Below are 24048 nucleotides of genomic sequence, written 5' to 3' on the forward strand. Positions count from 1 at the left end.
ACCGTTTCACAAGTGATGTGCTGTTGCACTGATGATAAGTAATCGACTTATAAAATTTGAGCTTTTAACTCAATCAATAATGTGGCTTGCGCCACGCTCGGCAGCTGACCCGCCTGTCCGTATGGGCTTAACTTACATATGCAAGTGGTCATATATTTGCATGAAAACAGAAATCTTTTTCACGCTAAATTAAGTAAGATATACTCTTACAACAAATTTATAATAAACCAAAACTAATATTTTGTCAAGAAATTTATAGGGTTTTACATAAATTTTATCTTAGAGTTCCTCTATAATTCTTTTGAGCAAATATGTTCGGTTAAACGGGAAAGAAAAATAATAACCGTCCGCAAAATCTCTTGTAGCCGCAATCATTTCTTTTGCAAGTTCAACACCTACATTTTCGCCGTCTTCACGGTCGGCATTTTCGGGATAACGATCAATAACTTCATCCGTAACATTAACTCCCGAAATTTCGTTTTTCATAAAAAGAGCATTTTTTCGGCTGACCAACGGCATAATTCCGCACAAAATTCTTGCACCCGTTTCTTCTTTTACTCTGCGCAAACGCTCGGCATCTTCTGCTGTAAATACAGGTTGAGTAAGAAAAAATTCTGCGCCTGCCTCCATTTTCTTTTGCACACGCTTAATTTCCGATTCTATTCTTCGTCTGCTCTGATTTATAGCGCCGCCGTAAGTGAGCGGACTGTCTTTTAATGCCTCGCTGTTCATTTCATCGGCAATGCGCATAAGACCCACGGAGTCGAAATTAAACACAGACTTTACTACTTGTCTTGCCATAACGGGGATAGGGTCACCTGTTATGATAAGAAAATTATTAATGTCGTTTATACTTGCGCCAAGAAAAGTTGAGCGCATGGCAATGGCGTTTTTGTCACGGCAACAGATGTGCGGCATAACTTCAAAACCCGTTACATTCTTGACTTTCTGCGCCATAAGCACAGAGTCGATTCTTGTTCTGCCCGAAGGAGAATCGGGAAATGTAAGTACATCTACTCCAAGACCTTTGAGCATATGTGCTGCCTCAAGCAGTTTTTTATCATCTGCGCCGAAAGGCGGAGCAAGTTCTACCGCAATAAGTTTTTTATCTTTAATTGTACCGTCGGCATTTCTGAAAAAGCTCTTTTTTATAACAGGCTTTTCGTTTTCGTTGTTTGCGGAAGTTTCATCCGATTTTACGGTAGGTGTAAGGTCAATGGTTTTTGCAACTTCTCTTATGTAATCAGGTGTTGTACCACAGCAACCGCCTATAATATCCGCTCCGAGCAAAGCCATACCATTTACCTTAGACGCAAAATATATCGGATTATCAGCATATTTTACACGGTTGCGCACAAGTAAAGGATAACCGGCATTTGGCATAGCCGTGACAAAACAATTGTTGTTAAGATTAATTCTTGACAATATCTGCTGCATATGGGCAGGGCCTACACCGCAGTTAAGACCTACGGCGTCAACGCATTTTGAAAATGCAGTTTCACTAACAAGCCTTTCCGCGCTTTCGCCCGCCTCACTGTAACCGTACTGATTCACGCAGAACTGCACAATTATAAACGGATTACATTCCTCTTTAATTCTCTTTATTGCAGGCATAATATGTTCGGACTGTGTAAAGGTTTCAAAACATAAAATATCTGCGCCTTCATCTATAAAAGTTTTCGCAATCTGATAGTATTCTTCTTCCACAGCCTCAAAATCAGGCTGAAAAACTGCGGGAAGAGGACCGATATTGCCTGCGATAAATATTTCTTTTCCGCTCTGCTCAACCGCTTCTTTTGCAATTTTGTAAGCCGCTTTTATATTTTCCTTAACCTGTTCGATTGAGCAGTCAAGAGAGTATGTATTGCTCGCAAAAGTGTTGGTTCTGATAAGTTTTGCACCGCTGTTTATATACTCGGTATGAATTTCCGATATTCTCTGCGAAGCGGTAATATTTGCATATTCGGGAATATCGACCGTTTTATATTTTTGGGAATAGTATGTGCCGAAAGAGCCATCTGCAATCAGCTTGCTCTTTTTAAGGTATTCTCTGATATTCATAATTTCTCCTATATTTTTATTATGCCTGCTTTGCGCAAGCCTTGCAATTCGGGTTTTGTTTCGGGAGTTTTATTTTGCGAAAAGACGCATTTAAAGCATTGTAAATAAGCATATAACCGCATAAAAGTTCACCCTTTGAGAGTAAAAACTTTATTGCCTCCATTGCCTGCAAACTGCCTGTTACTCCGCAAGCCGCACTTATAACTCCTACCTCCTTTGGAAGAGGTACATCGCCCGCTTTCGGTTCTTCTTCAAAAACACACCGGTAGCACGGGGATTTGTGCGGAATATATGTCATAAGCTGACCCTCAAAGCCCACAACTCCTGCATGACAAAACGGCTTTTCTGCCTTTACACAGTAATCGTTTATCAAAAATTTACTGCTGAAATTGTCGGTACAGTCAAGCACAAAATCATAGTCTGAGATAAGCTCGGCTATATTTTCACTGTTCACATATGTTTTGTAGGTTTTGACATTAACATCGGGATTCAACTTATTTATTTTTTCCTTAGCCGATTCAACTTTTGCTTTGCCTATATCGGCACAGTTATGTATAACCTGTCTTTGCAGATTAGACACATCAACTTCGTCGGCGTCTGCAATGCCAATTGTGCCTACTCCTGCGCTTGCAAGATACATAAGCGCAGGTGAGCCAAGACCGCCCGCACCGATTACAAGTACGCTTGAAGAAAGCAACTTTTTCTGTCCGCTCTCCCCTATCTCTTTCATTACAAGCTGTCTTGAATAGCGTTTGTTTTGTTCGTAGGTTAAATTCATAAAAACTCCTAAAATAAAAATCAGGGCAGAAAAACTCTGCCCTAATATTTTAATACTATTTAATTGCAATTGTCAACTTAAATCAGATAAAATCTTTAATATCCTCGCAAATCTGCTCTTTGGTGAGATGATTTTCGGCAAGAACTTCATTATAGTCATATCTGTCGAGAAACTCTTTCTTTAAGCCGTAGTTAAATACTTTGACATCCGATTTACCGTAAAATCTTGCAATTTTTTCTCCGAAACCGCCGTTAAGAATACCGTCCTCAAGTGTAATTACAACATCGTGAGTTTTTGCAAGTTCTGCAAGCAAGTCTTCGTCCGTACCTGTAATGTAAACAGGATTTACAACGGTAGCGTCAATACCGTACTGCTTTTTAATTTCATCGGCAACACTTTCACCGAGCTGATAGAATGTGCCGAGTCCGAGAATTGCAACCTTGCCGCCTTCTTTGGTGACGCTGTATTTGTTAAGGTTGTCAAAGTCAATCGGTTTGTAATTCGGATTTGAAACAACTCCGTTGCCCGGTACTCTGATTGCAACAGGGTACTTTCTCTGCGACATACTCCATTCAACCATAGCAAGATATTCTTCCTTGCAAGTAGGTGCAAGATATACAAGGTTCGGAATATTTGAAAGCATTGCAATATCGTAGATACCGAGGTGAGTTACATCGTTCATACCGAATACTGTCGCAGCAAAAACAATAATTGTAACAGGGTTTGAATTAATACATAAATCCTGTGAAATCTGGTCATATGTTCTCTGTATAAATGAACTGTAAACACCGTAAACAGGTTTAGCGCCGTTTTTTGCCATACCCGAAGCAAGAGCAACTGCGTGCTCCTCGGCAATGCCTACATCAATAAACTGCTTGCCTGCAATGTCACGCTTGTCCTTTGTAAAGCCTGCAACTGTAGGTGTGCCCGAAGTAATAACAGCAACGCTCTTATCGTTCTTCATCTTATTAAGAAGATAATTTACCGTAATATCATCATAGCTTTCGCCGTCAAATTCAAATTTAGATCTGCCTGTTTCAATGTCAAACGGCATACACCAGTGCCAATTCTCTTTGTCCTTTTCGGCAGGAGCATAACCCTTACCTTTTTGTGTGCAAATATGAACGACTACAGGGTGGTCAATATCTTTTACGCTTTCAAAAGCTGAAATAAGCTGTTCAATATCGTTGCCGTCCTTGACAAATACATAGTCAAGTCCCATTGCCTTAAAGAGGTTACATTCGGCTTTACCGCCCGTATCTCTTAAAAGTTTGAGATTTTTATAAAGTCCGCCGTGATTTTCGGCGATAGACATATCGTTATCGTTTACAACAATAATAAAGTTGCCGTCAAACTCGCCTGCATAGTCAAGGCCCTCAAGAGCCTCACCGCCGCTTAACGAACCGTCGCCGATTACGGCAATTACATTTTCCTTGCCGCCGTTTAAATCTCTTGCCTTTGCAAGACCCGACGCAAGGCTGACAGATGTTGAGGTGTGACCGATATTAAATAAATCGTGCTCGCTTTCGTCAGAATTTGTATAGCCTGAAACATCGTCATACTTATCTTCAAAAATGAATGCGTCTTTTCTGCCTGTAAGAATTTTGTGGCAGTAACTCTGATGCGATACATCAAAGACAAACTTGTCAACAGGTGAATTAAACACATAATGCAATGCTATAATAGCCTCCGCCATACCGAGGTTAGGTCCGAAATGGCCGCCATGAATACTAAGCTTTTTTATGAGGACAGTACGCATTTCCTGTGCAAGCTGTTTCATTTCTTCCGTATTGAGTGCTTTTACATCTTGAGGTGAATTAATTTTTTCAATATACATAATAACATCTCCTGTAAATTTTATAAAGATATTATAACTGTTAAAGCTGACTTTAAGTCAATAGTTTTTTTAAATTTTTTGCAAAAAATTTGCAGATGCCGTTTAAATCGACATCTGCAAATAAAATTATGAAATTGAAATTACATTGTATCCCTGGTCTTCGACAGTTTTCTTGAGTACATCGTTTGAAACTTCTGCGGTAAGTGTTACAACAGCTGTGCCTTTTTCGTGGCTTACTTCTGCCTGACTTACCTGTGTAAGTCCCTCAAGACTTTGTTTTACTCTGCCCTCGCAGTGTGAACACATCATACCGTCAATTTTCATTGTCTTTGTCATAGCATTATCATCCTTTTTTGATTTATATTTTATTTTTCTGTCTTTCTTTGGATTTGTAATGTCAAAGAAATTCAGCCTTAGAGCATTGGTTACAACGCAGAAACTCGACAGGCTCATTGCCGCTGCACCGAACATCGGATTAAGCTGCCAGCCGAGCAACGGAATCCAAACGCCTGCCGCAAGCGGAATACCGATAACATTATAGATAAATGCCCAGAAAAGATTTTCGTGGATATTTCTTAATGTTTTGCGGCTAAGTCTTACCGCTGCGGGAACATCCGTAAGTTTGCTCTTCATAAAAACAACATCGGCGGCATCAATTGCAATGTCCGTACCCGAACCGATTGCCATACCTATATCCGCTCTTGTAAGCGCAGGTGCGTCATTTATACCGTCGCCGACCATAAGAACCTTGCCCTGCTTTTTGAGTTCGGCAACAACTTTTTCTTTAACGTCAGGCATAACGCCTGCAATAACTTCGTCAACACCTGCAAGTTTTCCTACAGCCTTAGCTGTTCTCTCATTATCGCCCGTGAGCATTACAACCTTAATGCCCATATTTTGTAATTGTTTAATAGCCTTTGGACTTTCCTCTTTTATTACATCGGCAACGGCTATTATTCCTAAAAGCTTGTTATCGAGCATAAAGAACAGCGGTGTTTTGCCCTCTTCGGAAAGTTTGTCGGCTTTGCTTAATATATCGTTTGAAATACCGATAATTGAAGAAATATATTTCTTACTGCCGCCGATAATCCTTTTACCGTTGTATTCGGCAGACAATCCGTTACCCGATTCAGCCTTAAAATCTGTAACTTCATACGGATTTAAAGAAAGTTCCACCGCTTTTACGATTATCGCTTTTGCAAGCGGATGTTCACTTTTGGCTTCGATTGAATATGCATATTTTAAAAGTTCATTTTCTGTGATTTCAAACGGAATAATATCGGTAACCTTTGGTTCGCCCTTAGTGATAGTACCTGTCTTGTCAAGTACGGCAATTTGAGTTTTACCTGCCTCTTCAAGAGATGCTGCGGTTTTAAAGAGAATACCTTTTCTTGCGCCCATTCCGTTGCCGACCATAATAGCAACAGGTGTGGCAAGTCCGAGTGCGCACGGGCAACTGATTACAAGAACCGATATACCTCTTGCAAGCGCATAACCTACAGTCTGACCGCACAAAAGCCAAACCGCAATGGTAATAAGGGCTATCACGATTACTGCAGGAACGAATACACCCGAAACCTTATCGGCAATTTTAGCTACGGGAGCTTTGGTTGCTGCAGCGTCGCTTACCATTTTAATAATTTGAGAAAGCGCAGTGTCTTCTCCTACAGCCGTTGCACTGCATTTAATAAAGCCTGATTTATTGATAGTACCTGCCGAAACAGTGTCACCGACAACTTTATCGACAGGAATACTCTCTCCTGTAAGAGCCGACTCGTCAACAGCTGTACTGCCGTCTGTGATTTCAGCGTCAACAGGAATACTCTCACCCGGACGAACAACGAATACATCGCCTTTTTTCACCTTATCAACAGTTACTTCGGTTTCTTTGCCGTCAATCAACAAGGTTGCTTTTTTAGGTGCAAGGTTCAAAAGTGCCTTGAGCGCATTTGTCGTCTTACCTTTTGAGTGAGCCTCAAGCATTTTGCCCACCGTAATCAGCGTAAGAATCATTGCCGCCGACTCAAAATAGAACTCGTGCATATAACTCATAACAAGTTCAGCATTGCCTTTTACCTGTGCATCGGTCATTGCAAAAAGTGCATATACACTGTACACAAACGATGCACCCGAGCCAAGCGCAACAAGCGTGTCCATATTCGGTGAACGGTGAATCAGGCCTTTAAATCCGTTTATAAAAAATTTCCGGTTTATAACCATTATTATAACGCAGAGCAAAAGCTGAGCAAGTCCCATTGCGATATGATTATCCGCAAAAAACGCAGGCAACGGCCAACCCCACATCATATGCCCCATTGAAATATACATCAATACGACAAGAAAGCCGACAGAGGCAATAAGTCTGTGCATAAGTACAGGAGTGTCTTTATCTTTCAATTGATCGGTTTCGGCAGACTGTTTTTTCTCTGCGCCTGCCACACTCGCACCGTAGCCTGCTTTTTCAACGGCTGCGATTATGCTCTCGTCACTTGCACTGCCCTCTACTCCCATAGAATTTGTAAGCAGGCTTACCGAGCAGGACTGTACGCCCTCAACCTTTGAAACCGCTTTTTCAACACGGGAACTGCAAGCAGCACAACTCATTCCCGTAACATTAAATTTTTTCATCAAAAGCACCTACCTCATAAGCTTTTGCAAGGTTGCGACAAGGTCGTCAATTGTTTCGTCCTTACCGTTGCGAATATCCTCCGCCACACAGGTTTTGATATGATTTGCAAGCAGCTCTTTATTAAATGAATTGAGCGCCGCATTAACGGCAGAAACCTGAACCAGAATATCGGTGCAATAGGCATTTTTCTCAAGCATACCTTTAATACCCCTTATCTGCCCCTCTATGCGGTTAAGACGATTGATGAGAGCCTTGTACTCTTTCTCGCTTCTTTGCTTTGTTTTATTACTGTGACAATTTTCACATGCCATAAAATCAGTCCTTTATACTTTCATACCCCATAAGGGTATATTTATTATATACCCCCGTATGGTATATTGTCAATACTAAGATATTGATTCCAAAAATTTTATAGATATACTTATAGCAAAAAGCATTATATTCACCTTAAAACCTGTCACATACTTTTTCGTACGAAATTCGTGCAAAATGAAATTTAAAATTCTCTTGATTTTTAAAAATAAATCTGTTATAATAATCACATTGCGGATTAAGCGATTAGCTCCGCCTCGGTTTGCTATGCCGTGTAAAAATTAAGAGCACCTATGCGGGTGTGGTGGAATTGGCAGACACGTAAGATTTTGGTCACACTACCTCGGTGAAACAATTTAATATTTTGATTTTCGCAAGTTTATCTTGTTGAAATACACACGTGCGGGCGTGGCGGAATTGGCAGACGCGCTAGATTTAGGTTCTAGTGTCAACCGATGTGCAGGTTCAAGTCCTGTCGCCCGCACCAGTAAAGGTGGTTTTTTAACCACCTTTTTCTTTTTGCCAAAATTACTTAAAATGCCTTAAAAGTGGCTTAAACACTGGGTTTTTGAGATTTTAAAAATTCAGTTGAGTAATTTTGAATTAAGTTAAAACAAGATAAAATGCAGTCAAACTTACTGTCAAACTTACTGTCATTTTAGTTTGCCTGCCGATTTTGAGAAACAAGATAATATATTTTTAAATTTTATTACACCGTAACACAAAAGATTTTTCTATTATTAAAACAACAAAGAGGTTAAGCAATTTTTTCTAATGCTTAACCTCTTTTTTTATTTTGTTGATTACAGAGCATTCCCATACCATAACTACCCTCTTCAGGGTTATAACTACTCATATAAATATCTCCTTTAATATGTTTATATTATAACATATATTATAACTAAGTTAAATACTTTCTTTAGTATAATATTTATTTTTAACATAGAAAAAGAGGGTTCATAAAGAACCCTCTCTTCCCAATAATTTTCTTTAAGGATTTATACTTACTGTCGAATTAATACCAACACACTTAGTTGATAGGAACTTTTTTATCCCAGTGATCATTTTCAGATACTTCCTCGTCATAAGCTGGGGTGATTGTTTCGGTCCAAGCCTTAGAAACAACCTCTGTGTATGCTTCTTTCCAATAACCATCTTCTACTGTTTTTGTGCCTACCTGAATCTGTCGCTTTTCAGCATGATATGCACCTGCACCGTTTGTTTCCAATTCCCAAGTAAGATGCTGTTTTTCTTCATTAGCATCTTTCATTACCATACCGCAATTATTACAAACATTTACCCAGTCGTAATCATATACTGGTTCCTCGTGAGTACCAGTTACAATCCACTCTCTGTCATGCTTTTTTGTCACTGCAGGGTGATATTTTGTCACAGCATCGTGATGCTTGTAGTACTTATATTTCTTAGATGTCGTTTCAGCCTTTGATGACTCACTTGGCTTCGCTGGCTTCTGATTATTACTTGAAGAGTTGCTCGGCTTAGACGCTGGCTTCTTGTTGTTATCAGATGTATTTGTCTTTGAAGTATTGTCTTTCTTTGAAGATGTATCTTCTTTCTTTTCGGTGTTACCCTTGTTGCTGTTATTGTTGTTAGATACTGTAGTTTTTACATCGTCAACCTTAACTGTAACTGTCTTACCGTCATCGGTTTTTACTTCTACTTTGCCGTCTTTTACTTCGACTTTCTTACCATTCTTATCAGTGATGTTGCCGTCTTTGTCGACCTTGATTTCACCCTTGTCTACCAAATCTTTAACTGCCTTTGGTACTGTAGTTTTCGGTACAGTTGTTGGAACAGTTGATGTCTGTACGGTTGAAGATATTACTGACGGTTCTGTCGGTTCTTTCTCAGCGTTACAGCCTGCAAGAATGCTTATGCCGACTGCTGATATGCCTGCAAGTATTGTAGCACCGCAGACAACGGCAATTACCTTGGTTTTTACTGTCGCAGTTGCTGTTGCCTTTACGATAGATGAAACTGTTGACTTTGCACCTGTTGCAATGCCTTTTGTTGCAGAGGTTGCAAGTGTCTGTCCGTTCGGGAGCTTGATTGTAATGTTCGGTACTGCAAGGCTCTTTGCTTCTTCCTTGAAAATAGTTGTAAAGAAAGGTACAACAACAACGCCGTGAAGCTTGTCACCGCTCTTTTTTTCGTAATCTTCAATTGCAGTTTTCATCTTTGCTCTTGAAGAGTTAAGGCGAGATTTTACCGTTCCCTCTGAAATTTCAAGTCCCTGTGCAATTTCAGAAATTGACATTTCATCAAAATAAAACATTAAAACAGTCTGATACTGATTGAATGAAAGTGTGTCTTCCATAATCTGTAACAGCACTTTTCTTTTTTCGGCTTTGGTTATGTACTCCTCGGGGAGCATTAACTCATCTGTTTCAGTTTCCACAATCAGAACTTCATCGTCAATCTGATATTCCACCTTTCCTTTCAATTTGTTTTTGCATTTGTTTACGGCTATTGATGTAATCCAACCGCAAAACTTTTGTTCATCATTGAGGGTGTCGAGCTTCAAAAAAGCTGTAATGTAGGTTTCCTGCATTATGTCTTTTGCGTTTTCTTCATCTTTGAGCAAAGAAAGGCAGTTGTACCACACATCATTATGTGTAAGCTCATACAGCTTATCAAATGCTTTTTTATTGCCGTTTTTAGCACTCAATACAAGCTCTTTGATTGTTTTCATAATATTTCCTCCTTTATAATTTTTTTGCGTTTCTATATATTAGACAACCCAGAACGCTAAAAGGTTCATTTTTTTAAAAAAATTTTTGAAAATTTTTAAAAAAAGTTTAAAAACTTTAAAAAAATTTTAAAATTCACCGTTTTTCTAATAAAAAAGGTGCATAGACAAGCTACGCACCCGAAAAACACATAGCCCTTTTGTCGCCAAACAAATTCAACGCTTACTACAAGTATGCTGAAATAGAGCCTGCATTTTTTACCGAAATAAAAAATACACACTTGTGTAAGCATTATAATTAAATTTGTTTGGCATTTTTATTTTAGCATACAATATGTGAAAATTCAATATTTTTGTAAAATAACCTTCAAAAATTATATGAATGAAACTGTAAAATTTGAAGTAATTTCAATTTTAGGGGGGAACAACTTTTCAGCTGTTCCCCTTTTTTGTCAACTGTGTAATGTTGGAGTTTTGTTTTCGCTTTGATTATACTTTTCAGAACCGAACATATCACGGATTTCATCAAGCGTTAATTCTCGTTTGCTTTTCTTGCGGTATGGCTCTGTGTGGTAATACCAAGCCTGTTTTTTGTGAGCGTATCGGAATTTTAATTCTTTCAACACTTCTTTGTGTGCTTTGGTGTTTCCCGATACCCACAACCAAGTACCGCAAATTTCAACCTCAATGTCCGAAAGGCTTGTAAGCACATTGATTATATTTATAAATTCCTGCGGTGTTTCCGTTGTTTCTTTGGTGTAGGTTTCGCCCTCTGAATTTGTATGTATATTTTTCAGGCGTTCCCACAAAATCTCATATTCGTTTTGCATTACCTTAAATTCTTCTGTATCACCGCCTAAATCGGGGTGAAGCTGTTTAGCTAATCTTCTGTATTCCTTTTTGAGGTCTTCTGCTGTGTTACAGTTTGTAAAGTATTTCATAATGGTTTCTCCTTTGAAAGTTAATTTCAATTAAAATTTATATTCGGTAATTCTGAATTGGTGGGCTTTTAATAAGTCCGATTTAGATATTCACGCTGTATTTTTCACTCCTTTCTGATTTTTTTATATTCGTTTAAATCGTCATCGTCTGGGCTTTTTGAGCATTAAAAGCGTAGTGAAATTTCATAAGTCAAGAAGCAAGTTTACGATACGCCGTAGGGCAATTCTTTACTTATAAAATAAGCGGAGCAAAATGTGAAATTAAAGCCTACGGTGACGATTTGAATATAGAAAACAGTTAAGGCTTATGAGCGTGAATATCGGCAAAAATCGGACAAAAAAATAACGCTATGGCTTTAACCATTGCGAACCTTATAAAATAAACAAACCGCAGAAAATATAAAATTTCCTGCGGTTTCGTTATGATTAGTTACAAATATCCCAAAATTCGCAACTCCATGTGTTTTTATATAATCAAGAACTTCAAAGATTGCTTTAGAGGTTCAAAAAATATGAAGGAGGATTTTTTATGAATAAAAAATCTTTTAGGGTGGTACTGCTCACCTATTTTGCAGTAGCTTTTTTCGTAATTATGGCTTTCGGCTCTGAATATCTTTCAGAGTGCAACAAACTCGGAATACCGTTTTCTTTGTCAGGAGCAGTAAGTTATTTGCTGACAGGGTTTATCTGCCTAATTGCAATGACTGTTTTGGTTGTGGTTTTCTTGTTGGTATTGGAATTGAGCGACAGAAAATCTATCAAATCTGCTCTTCGCTTAACAGCTAATTTTGCTTCAAACAAAGCAAGAATGAAAGTTGTAAATAGCGTTTATCCGAACTTACTTTACTTTTTGTATGATGTATTACAGAGCAACAACGAGTTTTTAAAACTTCCGCTTGGTAAAGATTGCAGTTCTCTCTTAAAAGAGGGGTACAATCCACTATGTGTTGACAACTGTATTTTTTACACCTTTCAGATTATTATGCCAAAAAAATCATATGACTTTGATGAAGATACATTAAAGCAAATTATCCAATCGTATATTGAAGCTCAATTGCTTAATTACGGCATGGTTAATTTACCCTCATACTACAACAGCAAATCCTACGGTATGATACCGAGCGTATATATTGAAAAGGTTGTATATAACGAGGAACAGCATTTACTAAAATTTGCCGTGATGTATATTAGCTGTGAAGATGATGTAAGGCATTATATTAAGTCCAAAAAGAGAGATGAACAGCTGAATATAACAACAGATAAGGTGTATGACGATGAGGTTTGATAGCAGTAAATTAACTGTCGGTGTAGATTTATCTATTCTTTCTCAGGGTGTAAAAGTGCCTGTTACGGTGGACTTTTCCTCTGTACCTCATATGCTGATTGTAGCACCAAGCGGAAGCGGTAAAACTTATCTTCTAACATACATATTAGTTCAAATAGCAAAGAAGTCTGTCAAATTGATTTTGGCAGACTTTAAAGGCATTGATTTTATTGAATTTAATGACTGTCGGAATTACTATAAGCATAATTCTGTCGGTGAAGCTGTTGATTGTGTTTTTGATGAATTACAAAACAGAATGGCAAATGCAAGTGTAAATTCAGAATATGAACCGATTTATTTATGTATTGATGAGTGGTCGGGTTTCCTCAGTTCTTTAGCCGTAAAGAAAGAGCAGGATAACTACAAGCAAAAACTTGCCAACATTCTTATGTTAGGTCGAGGTGCAAATATTTTTATCATTATGTCACTACAAAGAGCCGATTCAACATATATCACAGGGCGTGATAATTTCGGAAATGTAGTAGGTTTAGGTACTCTCAGCAAAGAGAGTATAGCAATGGTATTTAATGATAATAAGGAGATGATAGAACCAAAATCAAGGGGCAAAGGATATCTGCAAACTGACGGAAAGCCTTTGAGAGAAATAGTTGTGCCTATGTTACGAAACATAAACGATACAAAAGCCATTATAAAAACAGCTTTATCCCGATAATTATTTATACAGCAAATTGAATATTTATGCACAAGAATAGCTCAATCATTACTCTGATTGGGCTATTTTTTATGCCTTAAAATAAATTGTCGTTTCTTGTGGTTTATGGCAATGTTTTATGGTCGATAAAATAGCGTTTTTTACTATTAGCCAAAATTGCACTATACCCTATAACACATTTCTTTGTACCCTAACACTTTCAAAATCTAAAACCATACCTTTTTTGTCGTGATTGATACATCTGAACCTTGGTTGAGTATCAATTCTTCCCTGCGTTTCTAACATAAGCACTTATAGAGTGTGTCCTGCACTCTGTGTAAATTCATGGCACAAGAAAGTTGTCAATAATTATGCAAAGAAATGCATACAAGAAGGCTATTGGAGAAAGAATACAGCAGTTGAGAAAGGGGCTTAGAAAAGAAGGCTTTAACGGTCAGCCTAAGACTGTAAATGAGTTTCTTGAGTTTTTAAACCCGAAAATTGATGATGATTATGATAATTACGGTGACTATTCGCTTACTGACATTGAATTTAGCTATAAAAAGGATTATGTCAGTAAGGTTGAACACGGAATCATTTTTCCGTCCACTGATTTTTTATTTCTCATTCATCTGCGTTTTAATGTTTCTTTAGATTATTTGGTTTTCGGTCATAATTTACCCGAAATTGAAGAATTAAGGAAAATTTGTAAACATTCAGGTAAAAGCAAGATTAACGATTTTTGCTTTAATTGCTTTAATTTATTAGAGGGTAATTCAAAATATATCGAAGATTTTGATGATGAAGATGAAGATTTTTTTCTTGATTATAGAGCTCGATTAGATGAGGTACGCAAGTATTTTTGTAATCATCAACAAAGGAAATTGACACAAAAACAGTTCAGCGAATTGTTAGGTGTATCTAAAAACACAATGGACAAGTATCATTCAAAGAAAAGTGATGTTCAGAGCAAAAAGTACACAGACATAAGAAATACTGCTCTTGAGTATCTGATTAGATTTTCGCTCACTACAAAATGTTCGTTAGATTACTTATTGTATGGTACATATCTCTTAGAGGGCTTTCCCAGTGAACTTATGGAATTGCTTCGTAATTATGACTATGCAAAGCAAACGCAAATCTTGAAGTTGTGGCTTGAAGAAACAAAAAAATTTTTTAAAAATTCTTAAAAAGGGGTATTTCCTATCCAAAGTATCCCAAAATTCGCAACTCCATGTGTTTTTATATAATCAAGAACTTCAAATGAAGTTCAAAATAAACAGAAAGGAGATAGCTATGGATATTAAAAATGCAAAAATTGATGTACTGGGTTCTGTTGGCAGTAAGTTATTGTTGATAGATGTTATACCGTCATATGCCTATGTGGATGGACGCCGAACAAGCACGGTTACAGGATATAAGTATATCGTTATTCTTGAGGAAAATAAGTTTGATAGGCTTAGCGTTCGTATTGACGGTGATAAACAGATTGACAATCCTATTGACGGCAACAGCCGTATTTATGTACGCTTTGATAATCTTGAATTATCGCTGTATTGGACAAGTGCAGGACATCAGATTGCGGCAAAGGCAAGTGCTATTCATTTAGTTAATGAGAGTCTTAAACCGCAAAAGTAATTGCTTTGCCGTGGGCGGTAGCACCGTCAAGGTGCGAACCGCCTGACGGCAAGTCAATCCCCTCACTTTTAATGAAGGGGATAATATAATTTTATCGAATATGCGTTCGATATTATAGGAGTGATTATATGAATGGATAAAGAATTGAAAGTCGGTGTAGATGAATTTTCTTTAGTTTTCTTTTATCCGATTGACGATGTTTGTAACGATTGGCAAAGTACAGCTTATTCAATGATACAGGAATTTATCTATAAGGCAGACATAGAACTGTTGCTCGGTAAAGTTGTAGAAATGCGTGATAAAAAGCCGCAGGCATATTCACAAGCATTTACTATTGAGAACGCTCCATATTACTTCACTATAGCGTTACACGAAACTTTTGTGCATATGGGAATATTAGTTCGTTTCTCTGCTCACTCTTGGGCAGTATATCAAAAGCGGTATTTTGATTTCTACGGTGAGAATATAAATATCGGAAAATTTTTAAGCAACATTGAAAGTCCGTTATACAGATACAGATTGAGCAGAATTGATTTAACCGCTGACTACAAAAATTATGATTTATCACCGCATAGCATATACAGCAGGTTAAAGGACGAAAGTTTACAGGTGCTTGACTGTAATTATAGACACAGTAAAAGAAAGATTTCTTCTGTCGAAAGAGATTTGGTTACTGAGTCATTCTATATCGGTTCAAGGGCTGAAAACTCACAGTCACTACTTCGGGTTTATGATAAAAAATCGGAACAAATTAGCAACAACGGTTTTCGCCTTGATGAAGCATTGCAGTGCGACAGTTGGGTTAGATTTGAGGCTTCATACAGAGGAAACTATGCTCATCAAATAACCGAGCAATTGGAACATATAACAGATGATGTTTCTGTATCGCAGTTCATTGCAAGCAAAATATGTGACAGATACCGTTTTTATGACCCTCTTAACAGCTGTTTTACTGATTTTACAAACGACCTGCTTAAAATAATTGAATGCAGTAATTTTCACGCTTTGCGTTGTGAAAGTCCTGCTAACAATAGTTTGAATAAAAGCATTCAGCATATTATTTACGGTAGCGGTTTGTTCCCTTTGATATACAAAATCAGCGTTATATGGGGTGAAAAAGCTGTTGCTGAATTTTGGAGTATTCTGTATGAAATATACAAGAAATACCATAAGAAAAAACTTGAAATTAACCCTCAGATAAGGGCTTGGCTTAGAAAGAATTTTCTTAGCTTATCACAGCAAAGTTTATCAGATTGCTTTGTCAGTGTTGACCTTACAAAGATTGATGTTGCCGAGATTGTAAATAAGATCTCCGAAAGTGACAATCCATTTACGCTTACTGCAATAAATACAAGCAGTAACAAAAACATTGTAGATACTCAGATAGTATCAGACGAAGAATTTGAACGCTCGTTCTATTCAAAGGATATGGAGTAAAACATTTAAAACCGAGAAACCTATTTCCTAAAAACTAACTAATTTAAATAAATATAAAACCGAAAAACCGAGAAACCGAAATACTTAAATATTTTAACTCAATATTCTTTTTATATTTATAATTCAGAAAGGAGTTTTCACTATGTATGGAAATTTAAGTGAAAAGTGGCATAGAAGCCACAAAGTGAAAGTATGTGTATACTCTTTTTATTACAATAGCGTGGTATACAAAAGTTTGAAGTTATCAGAGAAAGCGTTAAGCTACATATTATACTTAGCCTTTTTCGGTAACGCACAGCATTGGGTAGAAGCAACTCGGTATGTGGGTAATGCCAAAGGCACTGACGATATATTATTTCCGATTGCCGAGGGTGGAGATGTCCATATTTATACCCGAAACGGAGAGCAATATGCCTTAGATTTAGAGCGCTTTTTAAGAGGTATTTATATTGCATTTGCAAATAAGATAGCTTTTCGTCAAGAATATGACTTCGATAATTTTATTATTAACCCAGTTGTTGCAGACGAGATTTTGCAATATGCCCTCTTTGAAGGTATCAAGTATCCTCATTGCGAAGTGGAAGGTGATGTATATGATTGAAGAAAAGAATATGTGTGATGAAGATGATTCCGATGAAATTCTCGAATATACAGGCGGTAGCGAGCTTAGCGATTTAACTTTCATCACGACATATGATTATTATTCCAGTTGGCGTATTAAGGAAGTGTTTCGAGAAGCTGGGTATGAATTAAAGCCGGTGTTCTTGGGTTATAAGGCATTACGGTACAGAGCGTGTCAGAGATATTGGATAATCGACATGAGTAACGGTCAAAAAATGGGTACATCTTATAACGGCTACAGTTTTGAAGACTTGCGATACTTTTTAGGTAAATTAGGAATACCTCTTCACGGAGATAACTACCGCTCTAAAAGACCTTCAAAAGATGAAAACGGCAGGCGTTATGCTTGTGAAGAGTTTCTAAAACTTGCAGAAAGCCTTCCTGATGAAAAGGAGGACTTAATATGAGTGCAGAGATTAAATTCATCGGTACTAAAGAGGTTGCCGAAGCACTTGGTTGTTCCTTGCCTACTGCACGCAATATTATGTTGAGAGCAGATTTCCCTTTAATACGGGTAGGTAAAAATCTTAAAGTTGAGCTAAATGCTTTTCTTAACTGGTCGCAGAAAAGAAGGGTATGAGTATTTAAAGCATTTACATAATATTTAAGCAACCGTATTGACACAAAAGATTTAAGGCTATACAATACTGATATAGTAAAAATCTTTTGTGCTTTACGGTTGGGAAAGGAACGATTTTTATTAACACAAAAAGCACAAAACCAAAGTCAAAATGTAAGAAACTTGATTATGGTGACGGTTCAATTTATTATGTTGAAAGCAGAAAATGCTATGCAGGGCAAATTACTCTTGATATTAGCGGAAAGAAAAAGCGTAAGACCGCCTATGGCAAAACAGAACGCATTGTAAAAAACAAATTGCTTGAGTACCGTATTCAAGCAAAAGCAGGCTTGTTTGATGAAGTAGATAACACTACAATATATGAGCTTGCAGAGAAGTTAATTGAAGAGCAATTCGCTCTTAATGAGATTAAGCAAACATCATATGACCGCAAGAACGAAACTTTAAAAACACTTAGCCCTATTTATGATATTGCATTGCGTGAGATTACAGAGGACGAAATAAAGCGTTTTTTCATTTCTAAAATATCTTACTCACAATCCTATTTAGATAAGGTGTATCAGCTTTTAAAGGTAGTTTTCAATGAGGGTATGCGAAAGAAGATTATTTTGGAAAACCCTATGCAGAATATCAGAAAGCCAAAGTCAAAACAGGAGCTTGTAAAAGTAAGAGCATTGACTGTTGATGAACAGAAAAAGCTGATAGATGTTCTCAAAAGCGAGGATATATGCTATTCGGAACAAATGCTTTTGTCAATGTTTACAGGTATGCGTATGGGTGAAATCAACGCTTTAGAAGTCAAAGATATTAACTTTAATGACCGTACAATAAAGATTTGTAAGACTGTCAGCAGAGGTCTTAACGGCAAAACATATATAAGCGGCTCAACAAAGACTAAAGCAGGTATGCGTACAATCTATTTTAATGATGATATGGCTGATTTTTTAAAACAGTGTATCGGAGATAAAAAAGACGGTCTTATATTTGCTTCAAGTGTGGATAAACTTGTCACAACTAATCAGGTAAATTATCAATACGCAAACACGCTGAAAAAGTATAATATACTTGATAAGAGTGTTTACGGAAAGGTTGATTTACATTCACTTCGTCACACATATGCAACAAGATGTATCGAATCAGGTATGCCTGCAAAGGTACTGCAAAATCTTCTCGGTCATACCGACATAAGAATTACACTTGATACATACTGTGATGTGTTTCAAAAATACAGTAGTGAAAATCTTGCTATTGCCGATTCTTATATGAAGAAGAATAACATAACAATAGTATGACGATACCAAAAACTTACTGTCAAACTTGCTGTCATATGCCGTTTGTTCAGTATTCAAGCCACTTGTCACGGTCGCCCGCACCAGTATGAGTGTTCATAACGGATTTATGTTATGGACACTCATTCTTTTATTCAATTTCATCCGGTTTGTATGTGGTGAGCAGGTTTTGTGCCTGCTCACCTTTTGTCTTATGCGGATTTCACTGTGGGAATATACTCCACATCTACGCCCTTCCGGGTGTTGGCTTTGTAGTTTTCGTCATCTGATGACGGTAGTTCTAAGTAACCGACAAAACGATAATAGATCACAATGCGTTGAGTGTAGTTCTTTTTGCCGCCTTCTTTTTCGTACACATCAATGTGGTCAATAAGTTCCCGGAGCATTGGTGCGGTTAAGGATTCCATCTCCATAAACTTTCTGACAGCTTTAAGAAAGTCATCTTTGTTTTGCTCCATTTCACTGATTTTGGCAAGGCGCTCCTTGTACTCAAAAATCTTTGTTTTCAGTTCAAAACGTTCAACCTCGTATTTATTGGATAGCTCCATATACATCTCATCGCTCAACTTGCCCGATACATTGTCCTCATAGGTTTTGGCGAAAAGCGAAGTGAGCATTTCATTTCGGGCGGTTGCCCGATTTAGCTCTGTTTCCAAGGTTTTCTGCTCCGCCAACATATCGGCATTGGTTTTTTCGGCGAGGAGCTTTGCAAATTCTTCCTCGTGGGATTCCAAATACTTTGCTAATCTCTTTAATTCAAGCATAACGATCTGCTCGATAGCGTCGGCACGGATATAATGGCGGGTTTCGCAATTCCCACGGGTATCCTTCTTATAGTTGGAACAGCTGAAATAATGGATTTCCTTGTTGGTAGTATTCGTGTGATACCATAACTTGCTGCCGCAATCGGCACAGTAAAGAAAATCGCAAAACATATTCTTCTCGCCGTTTTCCTGTTTAGGAGCACGGCGCTTTGTCTTTACGACAAGCATCTGCACCAGCTCAAAATCATCACGGCTGATAATCGGCTCGTGAACATCCTTGAAAATAACCCAGTTTTCTTTAGGATTGTCGTAGCGTTTCTTATTCTTGTATGATTTGGAATACGTCTTGAAGTTGATGATATCGCCGCAATACTCCTGCTGGGTAAGAATCTTTGTAACGGTAGTTTTGCACCATTTATATTTGTTAGGCTGTGTGACCTTACCGCCTTTACGAATACCCTTTTCTTGCCAATACGCTATAGGAATCAGCACCTTGCGCTCCTGCAATATACGGGCAATCGTTTCGTTGCTCTTACCTTCAAGCGCCATTTTGAAGATGTCACGAACGACCTGTGCCGCTTCGGGATCAATAACCCACTTCTTAGGATTATCGGGAGATTTGATATATCCATATGGCGGCGGAGCTAACGGCTCGCCTGTGCTACCCCTGATACGATAGGATGATCGACATTTTTTGCTAATGTCCCTTGCGTAAAACTCGTTCAACACATTTTTGAACGGCGCAATTTCACTTTCACCTTCGTCGCTGTCGATATTGTCGTTAACGGCGATGAACCGAACATCTCTGTCGGGAAAATAGGTGTCCATATAATATCCGACCATATCGTATCGCCGTCCGAGACGGGATAGGTCTTTGACTATAACTGTTGAGATATATCCGAGGTCAATGTCCTCAATCATCTTCTGAAAACCGGGACGCTCAAAATTTGTACCGGTATAGCCATCATCAACATAGTATCGGGTATTGGTTAGCCCATTTTCCTTTGCAAAACGTTTTAACAATTTCTTTTGATTGGCGACCGAGTTACTGTCACCTTCCACGCCGTCATCACGGGAAAGGCGTCAGTACAAGGCGGTAATGCCAGCCTTATCCTGTTTCTTTTTCGACTGCAATGTTGTCCTCCTTTCCGGCAGCCGAACACACATTTTCTGCTACCATAGTATCATTTCCCTCGGTGATTATCAAATGTGCGAAATCACTTGTAAGGATTTTTTTACACAGGTCGGAAAAGAGGTGTTGTCCTCTTTCCGTCCTGTGTGCTTGAACGCCGCTGAAACAATGTAGGTAGCGCCGTTGACTTTGTATTCGTGTTCTTCGCCGTAAAGTGATTGTATAATACTCATTATCTTTCCTCCCTGTTTTTGTTTCGCTGACGGCTACGATAGTCGTCCTCAATCAGCTTGATTATTTTACGTTCGATATCTCTCGGGGTGTAACTTTTCGGAAAGAATTTAGTCAGCTTTTCAATTTGAAAACTGATTTTCTCACGCTGATTCGGTTTTTCCTCAGATATGATTTTTGATATGGTATCGCTGTCAAGTTTGCCTGACTGAGAGAGCTTTTTCATTTGGATTGTTTGTGAGAGCGAGGGCGTTTTGTCCTCCAGCTCTATTGCTTCAAACAAATCCTGCTGTTCGTATTCGGTTAGATAGGATAGCTCCACGCCTACAGAAAATGCAATACGCTGTTCATCGACCATTTTGAGAATATCGGGGATAAGCTTAGTCAGACGGATATATCTTCTGACTTGCTCCCGACTTTCTCCGTTTTGTTCACCGACAATCTCGCTTGTGCGAAACTTTGACACAACTTGTGTAGAAGTTAAGTCTGAGCGTTCACCTTGCCTTTTCATAGCTTCAAGTTTCATCTTGTAAGCAAACGCCTTTTCCGACGGCAGAAGATGCTCCCTGTGGAGATTGCTGTCCACCACCATAATCGCTGCTTCGTCACGGCTAACGGGACGAATAAAGGCAGGTACTTCTGCAAGTCCTGCCTTCTGTGTCGTACAGAAACGGCGGTGTCCGGATATGATTTCATACTCATCTGTAGTACCTTCAAGCGGTCGGATAATCAGCGGCGTCATAATGCCCTGCTGTTGAACGCTCTCGATTAAGCTGTTCATTCCTTCGTTGTCGAGCACCTGATAAGGGTGATCTCTGAATTCGTGTAATTTGTTGATTGATATATTGGTTATCGTTCATAACTCCTTTGTTTCGTTTTATTTTGGTGATAATATTTGTACTTGTATCTGCCTTGCTCCAGCTGCTTTTCCTGTTCGATCAAAGCACGGAGTCGAGGCACTTTGTTTTCAATGCGCCCGCAGATAATGAGCTGCTTGTGCAAGGGTGTCAGCTTCTTTGTGATTTCTCTGCATTGTTCTTTTAGAGAATAATCTTCTTCGGGTGTTTTCGCTCTGCGGATTCGGTTGCGGATATGCTGCCGCTCGGTTTCATAGGTTTTGATTTGCTCGGCGATTTCCTTTCGGCAAGATACAAAATCCTCTGCGCATTCCACATTATGGTCACGGAGAAAATGGTATTCCTCAAGCGTTCGGTCGAGATTCTGTATTTCCAATCTCAATTCGGGAGATACGGGACGATAATCTCGCTTTTGCACGTTGTTGCCTGTGATGAGCTTTGCGATAGTGATGATAAGCTCAAACAGCGCCGTGATAACATCAGGCTCTGTTCTTTTCTCAAAATCTCTGATTCTCACTATCAGCGGTTGGCGCTGATAATACGATTTCGGTGTATAGAAATCCACAAAGTATTTATCCTCACGCTGAGATTGAAGCCGCCTAAGTATCGCTTCTCTGGTGTAATCCTTGCCGAGACTGCTTAATCTGACAGGTTTCCGCCAGTCTGGAGCGATCACTGACGGATGCTGATATTTGAAATTCCGCACAAACTGATAGCCGAGCGAGCGAAGATAAAATTCAAAATCAAACGGTTTGATCGTACAGGCTAAGGCTTCATCAACATCGTGCCGCAGCATATCTTTGTGTGGTACTCGTCCGCTCTTGCGTACCCAATATGCCTTGTCGCCGCCGTAGAACGGAGCGTTTTCTATTACAGATTTTCCATATTCACGACAGATCTCGTCGGAAATCTCACGCAGCTTGTAATGGTCGGAAATGTGATTTTCAAACTTCCGTCCGGTGCGGAACGATACACTATTTACGACGATATGATTGTGTAGGTTTGCCGTATTCAGATGTGTCGTCACAACTATCTCATAGTCATCGCCCCACATACGACGTACGGTTTCAATGCCGATACGGTGTGCTTCTTCGGGTGTGACCTCTCCTGACTGAAAGCTCTGATAACCGTGATACGCCACATTTCCGCCGAGTTTACCGAAACGCCGCTTTGTGGTCATCATCTGCTCATAGGCTTGCTTCTTCGTGCAGTTGATACCGCTGACGTACATTGTCTGGTCGGTTTTGTCACTGTTCTCAACGTAATTGAGTGTAGCGGCTAAATCGTCATCAAGAAATCTTCTGTCTGTTGTCTTATCGGGATTCTGAGCGTAGTTGATAACATCCTTTAACCGTCCTTTGACGGGCCAGAAGCCTGTTGTTGCCACGTCATCATCTCCTTGCGAATCTGTGCCATTGTGGATTTCTCCGGCAGAAGTAGGCGCTGTTGAATTTCGTCTACGACTTCAAGCAGCTTTCGTTCGGTTTCAGGTGATACCTTATCGGCAACCTCGTCACACAAACGGCAGAACGTTTGGTAGAAATCAAAAAAGACATCAGGTTGCACCGTCCTCGGCGCATAGCCCAATGTCCTTTGTCTGATATATTCGGATTGAGATAAGCCGCAGTTCTCGGCGAGCCGGGCTATCTTCTTTTTCTCGGACTGCGTAACTCGCAGCTCGATTCTTGCATTTATATCGTTCAAAAATATACCTTCTTTCTTCGGGTGTTAGGGTTTCCCTAAAGATTTACAACAGCTTTGGAGCTGTTGTATTTGGAATTTGCCGTACAAATTCCCTGCTTGCTATAGTATAAGACACAGCCATGGAGTGTTAATTCCAACCGTTCTTCTGTGCCTTATGCTGTTGATTAAAATACTATCTTGATATGACGGCATTTTGCCGTCAATTTTAATATCGGTCTTGAAATTTGCCGTCATCGTGCCGTCAATCAAATAGTTTGAGGTCGTCCAAAATATCCTGCTCGGCTTCCGCCTGTTGATCTGCACTTAAAGCAGGATTTACAGCCTGCGGAGCGAAGTTTGCTTCTGCAAAGCAAGCCCGCATTTCCTCACGAATGATATTTCGGATATCCTCCTCGTGCTGTTCACGGGTGATCGACTGCAAATCCACATAGTCTGCGATCGCATCTAACACAAACTGATTGCGGGATTGATACTTCTTCACATCCAGCGTCTGCATATACTCTGCAAGATAACGCTCTCGGGCGTCGGTTAGGTCAAAGCGTACTGTCATT

23 protein-coding genes, 1 tRNA gene and 1 pseudogene are annotated in these 24048 nt (G+C 38.9%); 10 read left to right on the forward strand and 15 right to left on the reverse strand.

The annotated features are described in order from the left end of the window. Window positions 1-279: 279 nt before the first annotated feature. The 5 genes from KGF34_RS03060 to KGF34_RS03080 all read right to left on the reverse strand — a co-directional run bounded on the left by KGF34_RS03060 (window position 280) and on the right by KGF34_RS03080 (window position 7616). Window positions 280-2061, reverse strand: a complete 1782-nt coding sequence (locus KGF34_RS03060) for a bifunctional homocysteine S-methyltransferase/methylenetetrahydrofolate reductase (RefSeq protein WP_252559760.1) — start codon at window positions 2059-2061, stop codon at window positions 280-282. A gap of 19 nt (window positions 2062-2080) precedes the next feature. Beyond that, window positions 2081-2839 carry a HesA/MoeB/ThiF family protein gene (locus KGF34_RS03065; RefSeq protein WP_252559761.1) on the reverse strand — a complete coding sequence of 253 codons (759 nt, stop codon included), beginning with the start codon at window positions 2837-2839 and terminating at the stop codon, window positions 2081-2083. 82 nt (window positions 2840-2921) lie between these two features. Further along, the gene (locus tag KGF34_RS03070) at window positions 2922-4676 is read right to left on the reverse strand and encodes a 1-deoxy-D-xylulose-5-phosphate synthase (RefSeq protein WP_252559762.1); all 1755 of its coding nucleotides are present in this window, start codon (window positions 4674-4676) and stop codon (window positions 2922-2924) included. A gap of 126 nt (window positions 4677-4802) precedes the next feature. Continuing rightward, window positions 4803-7304, reverse strand: a complete 2502-nt coding sequence (locus KGF34_RS03075; protein WP_252559763.1) for a heavy metal translocating P-type ATPase — start codon at window positions 7302-7304, stop codon at window positions 4803-4805. Window positions 7305-7313: 9 nt separating this feature from the next. Next, a complete protein-coding gene (locus KGF34_RS03080; protein WP_022234289.1) occupies window positions 7314-7616 on the reverse strand; it encodes a metal-sensing transcriptional repressor in 303 nt (100 codons plus the stop codon). 403 nt (window positions 7617-8019) lie between these two features. Between KGF34_RS03080 and KGF34_RS03085 the strand changes: the two genes are divergently transcribed. Next, a tRNA-Leu gene (locus tag KGF34_RS03085) sits at window positions 8020-8104 on the forward strand. A gap of 543 nt (window positions 8105-8647) precedes the next feature. Here the strand turns inward: KGF34_RS03085 and KGF34_RS03090 are convergent. Further along, window positions 8648-10330 carry a sigma-70 family RNA polymerase sigma factor gene (locus KGF34_RS03090; RefSeq protein ID WP_252559764.1) on the reverse strand — a complete coding sequence of 561 codons (1683 nt, stop codon included), beginning with the start codon at window positions 10328-10330 and terminating at the stop codon, window positions 8648-8650. A 449-nt stretch (window positions 10331-10779) separates the two neighbouring features. Beyond that, window positions 10780-11268: a DnaJ domain-containing protein gene (locus KGF34_RS03095; protein WP_118144336.1), complete on the reverse strand. Its 489-nt coding sequence runs from the start codon at window positions 11266-11268 to the stop codon at window positions 10780-10782. Window positions 11269-11797: 529 nt separating this feature from the next. On the opposite strand from KGF34_RS03095, the gene KGF34_RS03100 reads away from it, so the two are divergent. The 9 genes from KGF34_RS03100 (at window position 11798) to KGF34_RS03140 (ending at window position 18812) form a co-directional block, all read left to right on the forward strand. Next, on the forward strand, window positions 11798-12553 hold the full coding sequence (locus KGF34_RS03100) for a hypothetical protein (RefSeq protein ID WP_252559765.1): 756 nt from the start codon (window positions 11798-11800) through the stop codon (window positions 12551-12553). Further along, window positions 12543-13265: a DUF87 domain-containing protein gene (locus KGF34_RS03105; RefSeq protein ID WP_252559766.1), complete on the forward strand. Its 723-nt coding sequence runs from the start codon at window positions 12543-12545 to the stop codon at window positions 13263-13265. Before KGF34_RS03100 ends, KGF34_RS03105 begins: the two co-directional genes overlap by 11 nt. Window positions 13266-13615: 350 nt before the next feature. Continuing rightward, entirely contained in the window at window positions 13616-14434 is an 819-nt protein-coding gene (locus KGF34_RS03110; protein WP_252559767.1) for a helix-turn-helix transcriptional regulator, read from the forward strand. Window positions 14435-14540: 106 nt separating this feature from the next. After that, a complete protein-coding gene (locus KGF34_RS03115) occupies window positions 14541-14882 on the forward strand; it encodes a hypothetical protein (protein ID WP_147639990.1) in 342 nt (113 codons plus the stop codon). A gap of 132 nt (window positions 14883-15014) precedes the next feature. After that, window positions 15015-16319, forward strand: coding sequence for a replication initiation factor domain-containing protein (locus KGF34_RS03120; RefSeq protein WP_252559768.1), 1305 nt, complete (start codon window positions 15015-15017; stop codon window positions 16317-16319). Between the two features lie 142 nt (window positions 16320-16461). Continuing rightward, the gene (locus KGF34_RS03125; protein WP_252559769.1) at window positions 16462-16920 is read left to right on the forward strand and encodes a hypothetical protein; all 459 of its coding nucleotides are present in this window, start codon (window positions 16462-16464) and stop codon (window positions 16918-16920) included. Continuing rightward, window positions 16913-17347: a hypothetical protein gene (locus KGF34_RS03130; protein ID WP_252559770.1), complete on the forward strand. Its 435-nt coding sequence runs from the start codon at window positions 16913-16915 to the stop codon at window positions 17345-17347. The genes KGF34_RS03125 and KGF34_RS03130 overlap by 8 nt, the downstream gene beginning before the upstream one ends. Beyond that, window positions 17344-17520 (forward strand): helix-turn-helix domain-containing protein, encoded by a 177-nt coding sequence (locus KGF34_RS03135; protein ID WP_252559771.1) that lies wholly within the window; start codon window positions 17344-17346, stop codon window positions 17518-17520. The genes KGF34_RS03130 and KGF34_RS03135 overlap by 4 nt, the downstream gene beginning before the upstream one ends. An 86-nt stretch (window positions 17521-17606) precedes the next feature. After that, the gene (locus tag KGF34_RS03140; RefSeq protein ID WP_252559772.1) at window positions 17607-18812 is read left to right on the forward strand and encodes a site-specific integrase; all 1206 of its coding nucleotides are present in this window, start codon (window positions 17607-17609) and stop codon (window positions 18810-18812) included. Window positions 18813-19000: 188 nt separating this feature from the next. Here the strand turns inward: KGF34_RS03140 and KGF34_RS11720 are convergent, their stop codons facing one another. The 8 genes and pseudogenes from KGF34_RS11720 to KGF34_RS03170 form a co-directional block, all read right to left on the reverse strand. Further along, a complete protein-coding gene (locus tag KGF34_RS11720) occupies window positions 19001-19801 on the reverse strand; it encodes a DUF4368 domain-containing protein (protein ID WP_337566078.1) in 801 nt (266 codons plus the stop codon). Window positions 19802-19810: 9 nt separating this feature from the next. Then, window positions 19811-20644: pseudogene (locus KGF34_RS11725) on the reverse strand (recombinase family protein); the annotation flags it as partial. 132 nt (window positions 20645-20776) lie between these two features. After that, entirely contained in the window at window positions 20777-20938 is a 162-nt protein-coding gene (locus KGF34_RS03150; RefSeq protein WP_252559774.1) for a hypothetical protein, read from the reverse strand. Further along, a complete protein-coding gene (locus KGF34_RS03155; RefSeq protein WP_289780781.1) occupies window positions 20938-21789 on the reverse strand; it encodes a ParB/RepB/Spo0J family partition protein in 852 nt (283 codons plus the stop codon). Before KGF34_RS03155 ends, KGF34_RS03150 begins: the two co-directional genes overlap by 1 nt. Continuing rightward, window positions 21786-23180 (reverse strand): relaxase/mobilization nuclease domain-containing protein, encoded by a 1395-nt coding sequence (locus KGF34_RS03160; RefSeq protein ID WP_252559776.1) that lies wholly within the window; start codon window positions 23178-23180, stop codon window positions 21786-21788. Before KGF34_RS03160 ends, KGF34_RS03155 begins: the two co-directional genes overlap by 4 nt. Beyond that, the gene (locus tag KGF34_RS03165) at window positions 23141-23314 is read right to left on the reverse strand and encodes a hypothetical protein (RefSeq protein ID WP_252559777.1); all 174 of its coding nucleotides are present in this window, start codon (window positions 23312-23314) and stop codon (window positions 23141-23143) included. Before KGF34_RS03165 ends, KGF34_RS03160 begins: the two co-directional genes overlap by 40 nt. Window positions 23315-23596: 282 nt before the next feature. Continuing rightward, window positions 23597-23731, reverse strand: coding sequence for a hypothetical protein (locus KGF34_RS11730; protein ID WP_289780772.1), 135 nt, complete (start codon window positions 23729-23731; stop codon window positions 23597-23599). A gap of 7 nt (window positions 23732-23738) precedes the next feature. Beyond that, window positions 23739-24047: a hypothetical protein gene (locus KGF34_RS03170; RefSeq protein WP_252559778.1), complete on the reverse strand. Its 309-nt coding sequence runs from the start codon at window positions 24045-24047 to the stop codon at window positions 23739-23741. Between the last annotated feature and the right edge of the window lies 1 nt (window position 24048).

The organism is Ruminococcus sp. FMBCY1, from assembly GCF_023921805.1.
GTDB lineage: Bacteria > Bacillota > Clostridia > Oscillospirales > Acutalibacteraceae > Ruminococcoides > Ruminococcoides intestinale_A.

Coding starts and splice junctions, on each gene's coding strand:
- KGF34_RS03135 (WP_252559771.1), top strand. CDS start 17,344: ATGAGTGCAGAGATTAAATTCATCGGTACTAAAGAGGTTGCCGAAGCA.
- KGF34_RS11720 (WP_337566078.1), bottom strand. CDS start 19,801: ATGCTTGTCGTAAAGACAAAGCGCCGTGCTCCTAAACAGGAAAACGGC.
- KGF34_RS03125 (WP_252559769.1), top strand. CDS start 16,462: ATGTATGGAAATTTAAGTGAAAAGTGGCATAGAAGCCACAAAGTGAAA.
- KGF34_RS03120 (WP_252559768.1), top strand. CDS start 15,015: ATGGATAAAGAATTGAAAGTCGGTGTAGATGAATTTTCTTTAGTTTTC.
- KGF34_RS03100 (WP_252559765.1), top strand. CDS start 11,798: ATGAATAAAAAATCTTTTAGGGTGGTACTGCTCACCTATTTTGCAGTA.
- KGF34_RS03150 (WP_252559774.1), bottom strand. CDS start 20,938: ATGAGTATTATACAATCACTTTACGGCGAAGAACACGAATACAAAGTC.
- KGF34_RS03080 (WP_022234289.1), bottom strand. CDS start 7,616: ATGGCATGTGAAAATTGTCACAGTAATAAAACAAAGCAAAGAAGCGAG.
- KGF34_RS03095 (WP_118144336.1), bottom strand. CDS start 11,268: ATGAAATACTTTACAAACTGTAACACAGCAGAAGACCTCAAAAAGGAA.
- KGF34_RS03070 (WP_252559762.1), bottom strand. CDS start 4,676: ATGTATATTGAAAAAATTAATTCACCTCAAGATGTAAAAGCACTCAAT.
- KGF34_RS03075 (WP_252559763.1), bottom strand. CDS start 7,304: ATGAAAAAATTTAATGTTACGGGAATGAGTTGTGCTGCTTGCAGTTCC.
- KGF34_RS03130 (WP_252559770.1), top strand. CDS start 16,913: ATGATTGAAGAAAAGAATATGTGTGATGAAGATGATTCCGATGAAATT.
- KGF34_RS03060 (WP_252559760.1), bottom strand. CDS start 2,061: ATGAATATCAGAGAATACCTTAAAAAGAGCAAGCTGATTGCAGATGGC.
- KGF34_RS11730 (WP_289780772.1), bottom strand. CDS start 23,731: ATGACGGCAAATTTCAAGACCGATATTAAAATTGACGGCAAAATGCCG.
- KGF34_RS03090 (WP_252559764.1), bottom strand. CDS start 10,330: ATGAAAACAATCAAAGAGCTTGTATTGAGTGCTAAAAACGGCAATAAA.
- KGF34_RS03170 (WP_252559778.1), bottom strand. CDS start 24,047: ATGACAGTACGCTTTGACCTAACCGACGCCCGAGAGCGTTATCTTGCA.
- KGF34_RS03065 (WP_252559761.1), bottom strand. CDS start 2,839: ATGAATTTAACCTACGAACAAAACAAACGCTATTCAAGACAGCTTGTA.
- KGF34_RS03110 (WP_252559767.1), top strand. CDS start 13,616: ATGCAAAGAAATGCATACAAGAAGGCTATTGGAGAAAGAATACAGCAG.
- KGF34_RS03105 (WP_252559766.1), top strand. CDS start 12,543: ATGAGGTTTGATAGCAGTAAATTAACTGTCGGTGTAGATTTATCTATT.
- KGF34_RS03115 (WP_147639990.1), top strand. CDS start 14,541: ATGGATATTAAAAATGCAAAAATTGATGTACTGGGTTCTGTTGGCAGT.